This window comes from Sphingomonas sp. Leaf25 (assembly GCF_001421635.1).
Lineage (GTDB): Bacteria > Pseudomonadota > Alphaproteobacteria > Sphingomonadales > Sphingomonadaceae > Sphingomonas.
In genome coordinates this window covers 28,345-44,369 of the sequence record NZ_LMKU01000005.1, presented here as the reverse complement: position 1 = coordinate 44,369, position 16,025 = coordinate 28,345, and the positions used below count along the sequence as shown (strand labels likewise).

General features: G+C 64.7%; 4 protein-coding genes and 5 pseudogenes. 3 read left to right on the top strand and 6 right to left on the bottom strand.

Annotation, left to right across the window (positions count from 1 at the left end; all coding sequences use genetic code 11):
* Positions 1 to 62 precede the first annotated feature (62 nt).
* Positions 63 to 597, bottom strand: a pseudogene (locus ASE78_RS18145) (transposase); the annotation flags it as partial.
* A gap of 74 nt (positions 598 to 671) precedes the next feature.
* On the opposite strand from ASE78_RS18145, the pseudogene ASE78_RS02755 reads away from it, so the two are divergent.
* Positions 672 to 1,223: pseudogene (locus ASE78_RS02755) on the top strand (integrase core domain-containing protein); the annotation flags it as partial.
* Between the two features lie 175 nt (positions 1,224 to 1,398).
* Here the strand turns inward: ASE78_RS02755 and ASE78_RS02750 are convergent.
* Positions 1,399 to 3,006 carry a glycosyltransferase family 4 protein gene (locus ASE78_RS02750; RefSeq protein WP_056492950.1) on the bottom strand — a complete coding sequence of 536 codons (1,608 nt, stop codon included), beginning with the start codon at positions 3,004 to 3,006 and terminating at the stop codon, positions 1,399 to 1,401.
* Positions 3,007 to 3,072: 66 nt separating this feature from the next.
* Positions 3,073 to 10,980, bottom strand: coding sequence for a M10 family metallopeptidase C-terminal domain-containing protein (locus ASE78_RS19835; protein WP_056492946.1), 7,908 nt, complete (start codon positions 10,978 to 10,980; stop codon positions 3,073 to 3,075).
* A 424-nt stretch (positions 10,981 to 11,404) separates the two neighbouring features.
* On the opposite strand from ASE78_RS19835, the gene ASE78_RS02740 reads away from it, so the two are divergent.
* Together ASE78_RS02740 and ASE78_RS02735 are read left to right on the top strand one after the other, a co-directional pair.
* Positions 11,405 to 13,132, top strand: a complete 1,728-nt coding sequence (locus ASE78_RS02740) for a type I secretion system permease/ATPase (RefSeq protein WP_056492943.1) — start codon at positions 11,405 to 11,407, stop codon at positions 13,130 to 13,132.
* Positions 13,129 to 14,472, top strand: a complete 1,344-nt coding sequence (locus ASE78_RS02735; protein WP_156351257.1) for an HlyD family type I secretion periplasmic adaptor subunit — start codon at positions 13,129 to 13,131, stop codon at positions 14,470 to 14,472. Before ASE78_RS02740 ends, ASE78_RS02735 begins: the two co-directional genes overlap by 4 nt.
* A gap of 166 nt (positions 14,473 to 14,638) precedes the next feature.
* Here ASE78_RS02735 and ASE78_RS19315 read toward each other — a convergent pair.
* From ASE78_RS19315 to ASE78_RS02730, 3 pseudogenes are all read right to left on the bottom strand, one after another.
* Positions 14,639 to 14,929: pseudogene (locus tag ASE78_RS19315) on the bottom strand (hypothetical protein); the annotation flags it as partial.
* Positions 14,926 to 15,090, bottom strand: a pseudogene (locus ASE78_RS18500) (Tn3 family transposase); the annotation flags it as partial. The pseudogenes ASE78_RS18500 and ASE78_RS19315, both read right to left, overlap by 4 nt.
* A 154-nt stretch (positions 15,091 to 15,244) precedes the next feature.
* Positions 15,245 to 16,025: pseudogene (locus ASE78_RS02730) on the bottom strand (IS701 family transposase); the annotation flags it as partial.

Here is a 16,025-nt window from a genome sequence, read left to right as displayed (position 1 = left end):
GAGGGGTCCTTTTTCGACGCCGATCACCCCGCTACCGGGGTCCCTTTTCCACGCCGATCCACAATCAGCGTCGCGACATGCAGCCGGCCGGCCCTCGTGCCCTCCTGCCGGAGCAGATCGCGCAACATCCGGCTGCCCGCGAACGGGTAGAGCAGGCGCAACTCGTCGATCCGCCGCATGATCGTCAGATCGGCCGGGGATACGGCTCGCGGCAGATAGTAGATGCTACAGCGGCTGATCCCGAGTTGCCCCGCCTGGGCGATCAGTGGCAGCGCATGACCTCGGTCGATCATCGCTTTGCGCGTGGGCCAGACCGGCCTTCCCGAGCGCACCGGCCAAAAAATCGTTCGCCAGCGTCAACTGGCCGATCTTGGCGTGCAGCACTGTCACGTCGATCGCCGGCTCGGCCGCGGCGGGTTCCGTGCTGAACACGTCCGCCGCGCCCTCCAGCAGCCGCGCCCGCCACTGGTTGATGAGGTTCGGATGCACCTCATACTGCTGCGCCAGTTCGGCCAGCGTCTTCTCACCCCTCACGGCGGCCAGTGCCACTTTCGCCTTGAACGCCGGGCTGTGGTTCCGGCGCGGTCGCTTACTCATCTTGCCTCCTGCTCGCGGTCAGTATGGCCGCTGTCAGATCGACAATCCACCTATCCCCGCTGTCCAGATTCCCCGAGCCACCTCTTTATCTGCTGGTGGCGATCGACCGGACGTCCAAGTTCGCCTTCGTTGAGCTGCACGAGAAGGCCACCTTTCGGATTGCCGGCGACTTCCTGCGACACCTTGCTGCAGCCGTGCCGTATCGGATCCACACCGTGCTCACCGACAACGGCACGCACTTCACCGACCCGACCGGCGATGGCTGGACGCCCGAAGACATCAGGGAAATGCGGGCGCAGAAGCTGCCGTTCCGTTGCCACGCCTTCGAGGCCGCCTGCGCCGATCTCGACATCGATCACCGCCTTACCAAGCCGCGTCACCCGTGGACCAATGGTCAGGTCGAGCGAATGAACCGGACGATCAAGGAGGCGACCGTCAAGCGCTACCACTACGAAAATCACGATCAGCTGCGCCAGCATCTGACCGACTTCGTCGCCGCCTACAACTTTGCTCGTCGGCTCAAAATCCTGCGCGGTCTCACACCCTACGAAGCCATATGCAAGGCTTGGACGGATGAACCGGAACGCTTTATATCAAACCCGCACCATCAATCGCCGGGACCAAACATCTGGCGCGCGCTTCTGCTCCGCCGTCCCCATCTGGCACTGCTCCATGCCCACAATTACAGTCACTTGGGTCATCTCACCGTCGCTGACACCAGTGCTACCTCCAGAACCCGCCAGCACAAGGCAATGCAGCCTTTAACGGAGGGGTAATACTTTCAAATTTCCCGAGACACTTCTACTCAAGGCCGGCCGCTCCATCCGCATTATATCGCACCGCCAGCAGATTCATCTTTAGCAGCCATGCGATACCGCGCAGGCATTTGCCTTCGGGGGTAGACAGCCCCGAGTTCAGCAGCCTGAAGACCGGTGTGGGACCTTCTTGGCAGCGATTGAGGATTGCCGCCATCTCGGAGAGCGTGGGCAGCAGATCGGCGAACGTGGAAGCGCCGGAGCATGCGTGGATACCCGGCAGGCGCTCCACCACTTCCGGGCTTGCGGCACTGACCTCGGTAGCACCATCGAGTACCGCGCTGGGATAGGAGCGGAACGCAACGAAGGGGTCGAGGCGAGACGGCCTTGCTCTCGTGCCCTGTACGGCAGCGCCGCGGCGGCGATCCTCCAAGTCACGCAAGAGTGCTTGGTAGAGGCCAATGATACGCCGCCACGACAGGTTGCTGTGCGCATGTGCCCGCCCTGCAACTCCCATCCGCGCGCGCCTGTCCCCGTCTTCGAACAACAGTCGGAAGGCTTCAGCCGCTTCGGGGACGTCCACCGCAATCGCTTGTGAACTCGCACCGACGTAAAGGTCGTAGTTGTCCAGTCCCACCTCGTAGCGAGTAGCGATAATATCGCCCGCTCCGGTTTCGGGTTGGCGCGTGCGGATACGAAAGCCATGAACACCGTGTACGACGGTGTCCTTGAACCCATCCCAGTCGCTGACCACGACCGGCAGCCCTGCCGCCATTGCCTCGACCGGCGCCAGCCCGAAGGTTTCCTGCACGTTGTCGGCCAGCAGTGTGAAGATATCGGCCGCCGACCAGATGGTCCGTCGTACCCCCGCCGCCCGACCGTCGACCACATGAAGGTGGACCGAGGGAGCATACTGACGCGCGGTCTCGCGAAAGAGGCGCTCCTGTCCCTCGTTAGCGAACCATCCGGCAAGGATCAGGTGCGGACGAATGCGGCTGCGCGCCGCTGCTGCTTCCAGCGCGAGGAAGAGCGGGAGAGGATGCGCCTTGGCATGGAACGAAAGGCGACCCATCTGTAGCACGGCCACATCACCTTGAGCGATGCCCAAATGCTCACGCCACCTATGGCGATTATCGGGGTTTTGTTCAAAATCCTCGGGATGGACGCCGAGCGGAATGATTGGGAGCTGCGGTTGGTCAAAGCGCTGCGCGCCCAGACGCTGCCTGAGATGATCGGTCTGGCGGCGCAGCACTTCCTCCACCGTCGCGCGGACCGAACGGGACGTGCAGATCAAGGCATCCCAAGGCTGCGTGGGCGCGATCGGCAAATCGGCGATCATGTCCATGACCGAATGCGAGGCGGTGGTGTGCGTGACCCCAACAATGCTCCAACGCTCCAGTGCGCCCGCACGGCTGCGTAGCCAGGCGTGGTCGCCTAGGTTCGGATCGGCTAGCCACAGCGCACCTGCCCGTACGAGCGGGTCGAGGGTATCGATGCTTGCGGCCGCGATCGGCTCCATAGCGCCCATCCCCCGGACCTGCCGCTCGAACTGATCGGCGTGGCGGCGGTTCGCAGTCCAGCAGGTAAGCGGATCGGCCTCGGCATATCGCGTCCAAGCCTTGAGGAACGATTCTCCCGCGGCTTGGCGGCCCATCAGCCGGGCGCCTCCGATGTCGAAGGCACCCGGCTGATACTGAAGGGCTGCGAAAGCAGGCAACGGCTATCCGAAAGCCCAGTGACTGTCGAAGCCAGTCACATCGCCTTGGAATAGGATGACCATGTCTGCCATTCCGTCCCCATCAACATCGGCCTCGAACTGGCTCTGATCGGTGTCCGCATCATACGTCAGGACATACTGGCCAGCGGCACCGGACAAGACATCCACTTCCACCAGCGCCTGCCGCCCGGCGAGCAGCGTGTTGCCGTCGAGCGCCGAGAAATCGAGGATGTCGTCGGCGGTAAGATCGCCGATCCAGTCAGCATCGTCGGCCAGACTGTCGCTGATCGTGCCATAGGCAAAGGTGTCGATGCCGTCTCCTCCCAAGAGCACGTCTCCGCCGCCGGTACCCGTCAGGTGATCGTCGCCCGCACCGCCTTCCAGAGTGTTCGAACCGGCGTTGCCGCTCAGGAAGTCGGCCCAGTTTGACCCCACAAGGCTCTCGATGCCCGACAGCTTGTCGGTACCAGCGCCGATCGTGTTCTGAGCAGAGGTCAGAGCAAGATTGACGGTGACGCTCGAAGCCGCGCCCGCATAGGTAGCCGTATCCTGCCCAGTGCCGCCGGTCAGCGTGTCGTTACCCGCCCCGCCGGAGAGCAGATCGTCACCCGTGCCACCGTCGAGCGTATCGTTACCCAGACCGCCGTCGAGGACGTCGTTGCCGCCCTGGCCCCGGAGCGTGTCCCCCAGCGACGATCCGCTCAGGGTGTCGGCATGAGAGGAACCGCTCAGCCCTTCGATGGAGATCAGCGTGTCGACATCGCCGGCGCCCGTCGCCTGCGGGCCGGCCAGCGCAAGGCTGACCGTCACGCCGGAACTTGCCGAAGCGTAGGAGGCGATATCGACGCCCGATCCGCCATCGAGCGTGTCGTCACCCAAGCCGCCGTTCAACGTGTCGTTGCCCCCGCCCCCCGTCAGCAGGTTGGCACCCGCGTCGCCCGTAAGCGTGTCCGCGAAGGCCGAGCCCAGCACGTTCTCGAAGCCGGAGACAGTATCGGTGCCCGCCCCGCCGGTTGCCTGCGCGGTAGTCCTTGCCAGGCTGACCGTCACGCCTACGGTGGCCGAGGCGTAGGACAGGGTGTCGATGCCGCCGGCACCCGTCAGCGTATCGTTACCCGCCCCGCCCTCGATCGTGTTGGCGCCGTCGTTGCCGGTCAGGGTGTCCGCCTGCGCCGAGCCGACGAGATTTTCGATGCCGACCAGCGTATCGAATCCGGCACCGACCGTGTCCTGCGCATCCGCGAGCGCAAGGCTCACCGTCACCCCGCCCGTCGCCGAGGCATAGGAAGCGGTGTCGCTGCCGGTGCCGCCGTTCAGGAGATCGTTCCCCGCGCCGCCGTCCAGGCTGTCGTCGCCCAGGCCGCCCGCCAGCGTATTCGCGCCGGCATTGCCGCTCAGCGAATCCGCGAACACGGAACCGAGCAGGTTCTCGAAATTGGCCAGCGTGTCGGTTCCGGCCCCGCCGGTGACTTGCGTTCCGGCGGTAGCCAAGCTGACCATGACACCGGCAGCGGCGCTTGCGTAAGATGCAGTGTCGTTGCCGGCGCCGCCATCCAGCACGTCGTTGCCGGCACCGCCTTCGATGACGTTGTCCGCCATATTGCCGGTCAGGGTGTCGGCATAGATGGACCCGAGCAGGTTCTCGACATTGACGATCGTGTCGTTGCCCGCCCCCCCAGTCGCCTGCGAGGTGGTCACGGCAAGGCTCACGTTCACTGCCGAGGCCGCCGATACATAGGAAGCGGTGTCGATTCCTGCCCCGCCGTCGACGGTATCGTTGCCGCCCGCGCCCTCCAGCACGTCGTTGCCGCCGCCGCCGACAAGCACGTTCGTACCGCTGCTGCCCGTCAGGATATCGTCGAAGGTCGAGCCGGTGACGTTTTCGATCGAGACCAGCGTATCGACACCCGCGCCGACGGTATCCTGCGCGGTGCTGGTGCCCAACCTTACGACGACCCCGCCGGTCGCGGTTTCGTACGAAGCGGTATCGGTTCCGCTACCGCCGTCGATCGTGTCGTTGCCCAAGCCGCCGGTCAGCACGTTGCTGCCCGAGTTGCCGGTCAACACGTCGTTGAAGGCCGAACCGATCAGATTCTCGATGCTAGCCAGCGTGTCGCGGCCCGATCCGCCGGTCGCCTGCGCCGTGGTGAGGCCCAGATTCACGGTGACGGCCGAAGCTGCGGAGGCATAGCTCGCAGTGTCGATACCGTTATCGCCTTGCAGGGTATCGTCACCCGCGCCGCCATCGAGCCAGTCGTTGCCGCTGCCCCCGATGAGCATGTTGGCACCGCCATCGCCGGTCAGCGTGTCCTCGTAGGCCGATCCGGTCAGCCGCTCGATGCCGAGCAGCGTATCGACGCCGGCCGCTCCGGTGTTCTGCGCCCCGGTGACGGCAAGGCTGACGGTCACGCCTGCGGTGGCCGAACCGTAAGAAGCGGTGTCGTTGCCGGTGCCACCATCCAGCACGTCGTTGCCCAGGCCGCCGGTCAGCACGTTGTTGCTCGCATTGCCGGTCAGCGTGTCATTGTAGGCCGAACCGATCAGGTTCTCGATGCTCACCAGCGTATCATTGCCCGCACCCCCGGTGGCCTGCGCGGTGGTCACCGCCAGGCTGACGGTGACTGCGGATGCCGTGGTGGAATAGGTTGCGGTGTCGGTGCCGGTGCCGCCGTCGAGCCGGTCGTTGCCGGACCCGCCGTTGAGCGTGTCGTTGCCGTTGCCGCCGGTCAGGATATTGGAACCGGCGCTGCCGGTCAGCACGTCGTCGAAGGCCGAGCCCGTCAGATTCTCGAAACCCGAGAGGGTATCGGTACCCGCCCCGCCAGTGTTCTGGGCCGACGAGGTCGACAGTGAGACTGTCACTGCGGCCGCCGCGCCCGCATAGCTCACGGTATCGGTGCCGCTTCCGCCCACCAGGACGTTGCTGCCGCCGTTGCCAGAGATAATGTCGTTGAACGCCGATCCGGTGACGTTCTCGATGCCGATCAGGGTATCGAAGCCGGCACCCACGGTGTTCTGCGCACCGGCAAGGCCCAGATCGACCGTCACGCCTGCCGCCGCCGAAGCGTAGCTGGCGGTGTCGGTGTCGGCACCGCCGTCGAGCACGTCGTTGCCAGCGCCGCCGTCGAGCACGTCGTTGCCCGCCCCGCCTGCCAGCAGGTTGTCGCCCGCGCTGCCGACAAGCGTATCGGCGAAGGCTGTCCCGATCAGGTTCTCGATGGAAACGAGGGTGTCGTTGCCGGCGCCGCCGGTCGCCTGCGCGCCCGCTACCGCGAGGCTGACGGTGACGCCCGCCAATGCGTTCGCATAGGTCGCGGTGTCGATGTCGGCTCCGCCGTCGAGGGTATCGTTGCCCGCGCCGCCATCGAGCACGTCGTTGCTCGCTCCACCGGTCAGCACGTTTGCCCCGGCATCGCCGGTCAGCGTATCCGCAAAGGACGATCCGGCGAGATTCTCGATCGAGATCAGCGTGTCGGTGCCGGCCACCGCGAGGCTGACGCTGACGCCGCTCGTCGCCATGCCATAGCTGGCCGTGTCGTTGCCGATGCCGCCGTCGAGAATGTCGTTGCCGCCCACGCCTTCCAGCGTGTCGTCGCCGTCGCCACCGACCAGGGTGTTCGCAGCGGCGTTGCCGGTGAGGACGTCGGCGAAGCCGGAGCCGATCACCTTTTCGATGCCGGTCAGGCTATCGTTGCCCATGCCGCCCGTCGCGATACCGGTGGTGAGGTTGACGCTCACCGCACCCGTCGACGCCGCATAGGTGGCGGTATCCTCGCCCGCGCCGCCGTCGAGGATGTCGTTGCCCATGCCGCCATCGAGCAGGTCGTTGCCCGCCCCGCCCGTCAGCACGTTGGCACCGCCATCGCCGGTCAGCGTATCAGCGAAGGCCGAACCGAGCAGGTTCTCGAAGGCGGTCAGCGTATCGGTCCCCGCGCCGCCGGTCGCCTGCGCTCCCGCCATGGCAAGGCTGGCCGTCACGCCCGCGCCCGCACCCGTATAGGAGGCGGTGTCGATCCCAGCACCGCCGGAGAGTAGGTCGTCGCCCGCGCCGCCCTCGATGGTGTTGGCACCGCCGTCGCCGGTCAGCGTGTCGTTGAACGCCGAGCCGAGCAGGTTCTCGATCGTGGCCAGCGTATCGCTGCCGGCACCGCCGGTCGCCTGCAATGTCGTGAGCGCGAGGCTGACCGTCACCGCCGAGGCGGCCGAGGCGTAGGACGCGGTGTCGGTGCCCGTGCCGCCGATCAGGGCATCGTTGCCCGCACCGCCGTCGAGAATGTCGTTGCCGGCCCCGCCCGACAGCGTGTTCGAGCCGGTGTTGCCGGTAAGAACGTCGTCGAACGCCGATCCGGTCAGCCGCTCGAAGCTGGAGAGGCGATCATTGCCCGCGCCGCCGGTGGCCTGCGTGGTGGTGAGCGACAGGTTCACGGTGACTCCGGCGCTCGCGCCGGCGTAGGAAGCCGTGTCGGTTCCGGCACCGCCGTTCAGGATGTCGTTGCCTGCGCCGCCTTCGATGACGTTGGCGTTGGCATCGCCGATCAGAGTGTCGTTGAACGCCGAGCCGAGCAGGTTCTCGAACCCGCTGATATAGTCGACACCCGCGCCGATGGTGTCGGTGTAGGCATCCTGAGAGGCCAGCGTAACGGTGACGCCCGCGCTTGCCGTGGCATAGCTCAGCGTATCGGTCCCGGCCTCGCCATGCAGAACGTCGTCACCGCTTCCCCCGTCAACGGTATCATTGCCCTCGCCCCCGACGATAACGTCGTTGCCGGTCCCGCCATCGAGCGTGTCGTTGCCGATATAGCCGTAGAGTTGGTCGTCGCCGGCTTCGCCGAAGAATACGTCGTTCCCGGAGGTGTCGTTGAAGTAATCGGAGATAAAGTCGTTGCCGTCGCCGCCATAGGCGACGTCGTTGCCTTCACTGCCATAAAGCGTGTCATCGCCGCCCAGGCCGTACAACGTGTCGTCCCCGGCATCGCCCCAAAGAGTGTTGGCCGCCGAGCCCCCGATCAGCGTATCGTTGCCTTCACGACCCGAGACGCCTTGGTAGGTACCGTAGGCATAGACTTGCGAGGCATCGCCGACGGTGATGACGTCGGCGAATGCGGTTCCGCTTATCCATTGATACTGCTCGACGCCGTCGATGGACTTTTCGAACAGGGTGGTCGTGCCACCGGCAAAAGCCGCCGCCAGATCCAGCGTCACCCCCGACGCGGCGCCGTAGAGATTGAGGATCAGGGTGTCGGTACCCGCTCCGCCCGATACGCTGTCATAGGCACCCGCCACCAGGACATCGTCGCCATCGCCGCCTGACAGGGTGTCTGCATCGGTAATGGAGCCGGGATCATAGCCGTCCGCATAGCCCACGACGACATCGTTGCCGTCGCCTCCGCTTACGGTGTCATTACCGGTTCCGCCCACAAGGTTGTCGTCACCCGTGCCGCCGTCGATGACGTCGCTGTCCTCGCCACCATAAGCAATGTCGTTGCCGCTGCCGCCGTTCAGCGTGTCGTTGCCGGAATAGCCATGGAGTTGGTCATCGCCGGCATCGCCGTTGTAGGTGTCGTCCCCGGATGTCTGGTAATTGTCATCGTCCGAGATATAGTCGTTGCCGTCACCGCCATGGGCGATGTCGTTGCCGCTGCCGCCATGAAGATAGTCGTCACCACCGAGGCCGTTGAGCGTATCGTCGCCAGCATCGCCCCGCAGGGTATTGGCTCCCGATCCGCCGGTCAGCACGTCGTTGCCGTCGCCGCCCGAAACCCCTTGGCGGTAGTAACCGTAGTAGTTGTACTGATATACTTCGGCCGCGTCGCCTACGGTGATGGTATCGGCGAAATCGGTCCCGCCGATCGACTGGTATTGCTCAAGGCCGGTGATCGACTTGCCCAGCAGCATCGTCGTGCCGCCGCTGAAGGCAGCGGTCAGATCGAGCGTCACTCCAGCGGTCGCGCCGGCAAGAGCGAGCATTAGGGTGTCGGTACCCGCTCCGCCCGAGATGCTGTCATAGGCACCCGCCACCAGAAGATCGTCACCATCGCCGCCCGACAGGATGTCCGCATCGGTAACGGGGCCGGGTTCGTAGCTGTCGGCATAGCCCATGACGACATCGTTGCCGTCACCTCCGCTTACGGTGTCATTGCCGGCTCCGCCCGCAAGATAGTCGTCACCCGTGCCGCCGGTGACGCTGTCGTCTCCCGCATCGCCATGCAGCGCGTCGTTCTCGGTACCGCCGTCAATGACGTCGTTGCCGTCGCCGCCATAGGCGGTGTCGTTGCCGCTGCCGCCGTTCAGCGTGTCGTTGCCGGCATAGCCGTAGAGGTAGTCATCACCGGCATCGCCGTTGTAAGTGTCGTCGCCGGATGTTTCCGAGTAGTCGTTGTCCGAGATATAGTCGTTGCCGTTGCCGCCATGGGCGATGTCGTTGCCGCTACCACCATAAAGAGTGTCGTCGCCGCCGAGGCCGTTAAGCGTATCGTCGCCACCGTCGCCCCACAGGGTGTTGGCTGCCGAACCGCCGGTCAGCACGTCGTTACCATCGCCGCCCGAAACCCCTTGGCGGTAATAACCGTAGTAATAGTTGTACTGATATACCTCGGCCGCGTCGCCTACGATAATCGTATCGGCAAAACCGGTCCCGCCGATCCACTGGTATTGCTCAAGGCCGCCGATCGACTTGCCCAGCAGCGTCGTCGTACCGCCGGTAAAAGCGGCGGTCAGGTTCAACGTCACTCCGGCGGTCGCGCCAGCAAGGTCGAGCATCAACGTGTCGGTACCCGCTCCGCCCGATACGCTGTCATAAGCACCCGCCACCAGGACATCGTCCCCATCACCGCCCGACAGGGTGTCCGCATCGGTAACGGGGCCGGGGTCGTAGCCGTTCGTATGGCCCACGACGACATCGTTGCCATCGCCACCGGTCAGCGTGTCATTACCCGCACCGCCCACGACAAGATCGTTGCCGGCTCCGCCAGCAAGCGTATCGTCTCCGACTTCACCATAAATCGAATCATCGCCGTCGCCACCGCTCAGGCTGTCGTTACCCTCGCCGCCATAGGCGGTGTCGTTGCCGGTGCCGCCGTTCAGCGTGTCGTTGCCGGCATAGCCGTAGAGGTAGTCATCGCCGGCATCGCCGTTGTAGGTGTCGTCGCCGGACGTCTCGGAAGAGTCGTTGTCCGAGATATAGTCATTACCGTCGCCGCCATGGGCGATGTCGTTGCCGCTGCCGCCGTAAAGAGTGTCGTCGCCGCCAAGGCCGTTGAGCGTATCGTCGCCGGCATCGCCCCGCAGGGTATTGGCCGCCGAGCCACCGGTCAGCACGTCGTTGCCGTCGCCGCCTGAAACCCCTTGGCCGTAGTAGTAATAGGAGCCGTTGTAGGAATTTACCTCGGTCGCGTTGCCTACGGTGATCGTATCAGCAAAACCGGTCCCGCCGATCCACTGGTATTGCTCAAGACTGCTGATCGACTTGCCCAGCAGCGTCGTCGTGCCGCCACTGAAGGCCGCGGTCAGGTTCAACGTCACCCCGGCGGTCGCGCCAGCGAGGTCGAGCATCAACGTATCGATGCCCGATCCGCCGGAGATACTGTCATAGGCGCCCGCGACCAGGAAATCGTTGCCGTTGCCACCCGACAGGCTGTCCTGCTCGGTGATAAGGCCGGGACCATTCCCGAGGTCGCCACCGACGATCACATCGTCGCCGTCGCCCCCGCTCAGGCTATCATTGCCCGCACCGCCCACGACGAGATCGTTGCCGGCTCCGCCGACAAGCGTATCCCGCCCGGCTTCCCCGTAGATCGAATCATCGCCGCCGGCGCCGTTCAGATTGTCATTACCGGCTCCGCCATAGATCGAATCGGCATCTTCCGTTCCAATGTACGTGTCATTGCCCACACCGCCCGTGAAATCCGCCATGATATGCCCCCGCACCCCAAGTTCATGATTGGCGACAGTTGTTATCAATATATACGCAGATGGAGAAGGCGTTTTACTTGATGGCTCATATATATTTGCGATGAATAGACCTATCGTTGTCTATCACAAATAATTGTTCTTATTGAATATTTTCACTCATATCGCCCCGGATCGACAATATGCGCGCAATAAACGGCTCGCGGGTTCTTGCCGATCGCACACACTTCCACCCCATGCGTGTTGATACCCGACGCTATTCGATATACCTGCCACATCAGGGGGCTATAGTGGTGCAATCTCGATCCGGTTTTCCCATGACCGCCTGTGTTTTCGGGCGTTTTCATGATCTTGCCTTGCGCTCCTGCCGTCCGGCGGCCTGGATCGCGCCGGTATCCGCACCGCACCTGCCCTGTCTGGTCGCCCGATGGTAAGCCCCCCGCGATCCGGCGAACTGCGCGCTGCCTTGCGTCCGTTCCGCCGGGCGCTGTGGGGTGTCGCGGCGCTCAGCGCGATGCTCAACGTGCTGACGCTGGGCGGCTCGATCTACATGATGATGGTGTATGATTCCGTGCTGCCGAGCCGGAGCATCCCGACGCTGGTCGGCCTCTTCGTGATGGTTCTGCTTGCCTATATTTTCCAAGGCTTCTTCGACTTCTTGCGTCAGCGGATCCTCGCCGATGTCGGCACCGGGCTGGACCGTGCGCTCTCGCCCAGAATCCAGCACGCCATGAGCGAGATGGCCCTGCATCGTACCGCCGGGGGGGGCGACGGGCTGACGCCGATGCGCGATCTGGACGCGGTTCGCAACTGGCTGTCCTCCGCCGGGCTCGCCGCGCTGATCGATATGCCGTGGATCGTGTTCTTCATGGCCATGCTGTTCCTGCTGCATCCCTATCTGGCACTGACGGCGCTGGCGGGCGCTGCGATCCTGATCGCCCTGGCTGTACTGACCGATCGCACCACGCGCGAGGCGACGCGCGACATGGCGCGCATTGCCGCGTGGCGGAACGGCATGGCCGAGGGAAACCTGCGCCATGCCGAGGTTCTCGCCGCGCTCGGCATGCGCGAGCGAATGCGGCTGCGCTGGGAGCAGATCAACCACGCCTATCACGGCGCCACCCGCCTACTGGCTGGCAACATCGGGCTTTTCGCAGGAATCGGCCGAGTGCTGCGGCTTATCCTGCAATCCTCTCTGGTAACAGTCGGTGCGGTGCTCGTCATCGACGGGAAAGCCAGCGCGGGCGTTGTCTTCGCCTCGTCCCTTATCGGGGGCCGCGCGCTCGCGCCGGTCGATGCGGCGATCGCCAACTGGCGGGGCTTCGGCGCGGCGCGCAACGGTTGGCGTCGGCTTGCCGACATCCTCGCCAAGGTTCCGCCGCCCCAGGCGGCAGGCGTCGCTCTGCCCCTGCCCTACCGTGATCTCGTCGTCTCGCAGTTGACCCTGATGCCTCCGGGCAGCCAAAGGATCGCCATCGCCGCGCTCGACCTGAATCTCAGGGCAGGTCAGGCACTGGGCGTGATCGGCCCGAGTGCGGCCGGCAAGACCTCGCTGGCCCGGGCGCTCATCGGCGTGTGGCGACCCACGCGCGGCACTGTCCGCCTCGATGGCGCCACGCTCGACCAATGGGAACCCGACAGGCTCGGCGCCGCGATCGGCTACCTACCGCAGGCCGTGGAACTGATCGACGGATCGATCGCGGCCAATATCGCTCGCTTCGACCCGGGTGCCTCGTCCGAGGCGGTTATCGCTGCGGCACGGGCGGCCGGTATCCACGAGATGGTCGTGAAGTTTCCTGAAGGCTATGAGACGCAAGTGGGAGAGGATGGCGGCAGCCTCTCGGCCGGCCAGCGCCAGCGTATCGGCTTGGCGCGGGCGCTTTACGGCGACCCGTTCCTGGTGGTGCTAGACGAGCCCAACTCCAATCTGGATGCCGAGGGTGACGCTGCGCTGGCGCGGGCCATCGCCGGTGTGCGCGGACGCGGCGGCATCGCGGTGATCGTCGCCCACCGTCCCTCCGCCCTGGCGCAAGTCAGCCACGTGCTGATCATGCGCGAGGGCCGGGCCGAAACCTTCGGCGAGCGCGAGGATGTCTTGCGCCGTCTTGCCGGTCCTGCCGCGCCTGTGACCGCCGTTACGGAGAGCGGACGATGACGATCGCGATGCCGTCCGGCCTTGGCGACTTGCCCTGGGCCGCTGCCGACCACAACCCGGGCCTGAGATTGCGCCGTCACTTGCGCGCCGCCGTGCTCGGCCTTGGCGGCCTTGCCCTTGTTGCCATCGTCGGCCTGGGCTTCGTGCCCATTGGCGGCGCGGTGATTGGAAGCGGGCAAGTAGGCGCAGAGTCCCGGGTCAAGCGGATCGCCCACCCGATTGGCGGCACCGTGGCGCAGATTCTCGTGACCAACGGGGACCACGTTTCCCAAGGCCAGCCGCTGGTGCGACTCGACAATGCCGTTTGGGGGACCGAGCGCGCCATGACCTCGCTCACCGTCAGCCAGTTGCTGGCCCAGCGCGCGCGGCTCGATGCCGAGCGCCTTGGGCTACCCCGGGTCCGCTTCCCATCGGAACTAACCGGCAGCACCGATCCGCTCGCCCAAACGGCGATGCGAAACGAGGCCCGTCTTTTCGTCATTCGGCAAAACGAAATGACAGAGCAGCGCGGCCAGTTGCAGGCGCGGATCGTCCAGAGCGACCGGCAGATCGCCAGCATGCGCGCGCAGATCGCAGCGCTACACAAGGAACAGCGCCTGATCGCGCCCGAACTGAAGGGTGTAAAGGACTTATGGGACAGGGGCCTAGTCACCATCGGCCGGCTGAACCAGCTCGAGCGGACCGCCGTTGAGATGGAGGGCCAGATCGCGTCGCTGGAAGCACAGATCGCGCAAGCTTCGGCCCGAATCACCGAAACCCGCCAGCAAATGCTCTCGCTCGCCGAAACCCGCCGCGCCGAAGCGGGCACGCAATTCGCGGCCATCGGCAACGCCATCAACGAGCAGCGCATGCGCCATGTGAACGCCGACGAGGCGGATCGCCGCAGTCTGATCCGCGCACCTTATGCCGGGATCGTCGACAAGCTCACGCTGACCGCGACCGACGACGTTGTCCGTCCCGCTGAGACGATCATGGAGATCGTTCCGGACCGCGACCGGCTTACGGTGGAAGCCGCAATCTCTCCCACCGACATCGATCAGGTTCGAGCGGGGCAACAGGTGCATATTCGCTTCAGCGCGTTCAACAGCCGCACCACGCCCGAGATCGCCGGTCGCGTCGAGTTCGTCGCAGCAGAGCGGACTACGCAGTCCGATACGCATCAAAGCTTCTACGAGGTGCGCATACGGATCGATCCGAGCGAGATAAAGCGCCATCCCGAGATGGTGCTCAAACCCGGCATGCCCGCCGAGGTGTTCATTCGGACGGGCCACCGGGCTATGATTACCTATCTGACGAAGCCATTGGCCGATCAGATGTCACGCGCCTTCAAGGATAACTGACGTAGTCCGTGATTGGGCTCGCATCGCTGTGCGCGCCGCTGGCGCTGCCGATGATGGCAAGCCACTCGCGGCCGCGTCGGCATCCCGGTCGCCACCGCCCCCTGAAACCTGCCGTATCGTCAGCGGACGGCGCGAACACCCTCACCGTGTTCCGCCCGGACTACCCTCATGCCTCCAGCACGGCCTCCGCTGGAGAAAGCGAGGCAGTAACCACGTGTCTTTGCCCCCTAAACGCCTGAGGAATAAGCTGCCCCGGGTTTGCCGGAGGCCATGTATTGTGAATCCACGCTGTCATATCGATGTTGTCCGTGGCAGCATCATATTGATCGTCGCCTTCGACAGGCGAGACGTTGTCGATGGACTCGAGCAGACGACGATGGTTGAACCAGTCGACCCATTCGAGCGTGGCATATTCGACAGCTTAAAATCTACGCCATGGCCCACGCCTGTGGATCAGCGCACTGCCCTCCAAGGGGAAGCACTGCGGTTCGCAGCATTGCCGGTTAATAGGATATGCGCCCAACCGAGCGGCGAGATATGGGCGAGAAGGTGGTCAAGGGTATCAAGCTCTTCGCGACGCCGGGCCGTAACGGCATGACCGAGAAGCAGGGTGTTATAGCATTACAGTTGCGTTTTTGATCGAATATGTGCCCGTCGGGCGGCGGCTTGATGGGCGCGTCGCCAGCAGGACCAGGCGATGATGTGACGAGGCTAGATGCGCCGCTGGGCCAGCTGATGACGACACGGCGGATTTCCTGGGCGGACCAGCGGATCAGCTCCGTGGTCTGGTCCACGCTCTTTTTGGGGGCGTGGCATTGGCGCGGGTGCGGATGGCCGCCAACATCGCGAAGGCCAGCATGACGAGCGAGACGTGCCAGTGCCAGCCATGCCAGGAACGTGTCTCGTTGTGGTCGAGGCCAGGTTCGTTCTTGGCGGTTTCGAAGCTGTCCTCGATGGCCCAGCGATGCCCTTCCACGCTGACCAGGGTTTCGATGCTCGTGCCGGCGGGACATCAGGTGGTGAAGAAAGCAAGGTTGTCGCCGACGACGTGGCGGCGGATCAACAGGCCTCTGGTCCATATCCCGATTGCGCCATCGACGTATTCGTCGGCTTCGAGGTCGGCGAGTTCGAAGTAGGCCCAGTCGTAAAAGCGCTCGCCCTTGGTGCCTTTGCCCGCCGACAGACGCTGCCAAGCAGCCGGATCGAAGTTATTTGCGATCTGCGCGGCGGTGTCCGCGACGACCGGCTTGTCGCCCCATGAGCCGAAGCGATGGTCCCTCTTCACGCCCAGCACATAGCCCTTGCCGGCACGGCGCAGCACCTGCTCGATGTCGCCGACGCCGTAGACCGCATCTGCCGCGACCCAGGCGAACGGCATACCGGCTGCGATCGCGCGTTCGATCATCTTCACCGCCGGCGCCGGCTTGGTCGCGAAAGCCGTACCCTCCGGCACATGCGCGGCCGCCAGGCGTACCGGGTCAGCGGTCCAGCTCTTGGGCAGATAGAGCGCCCGGTCGACGAAAGCGTGGCCCTTGGCCGAGACATAAGCGGCA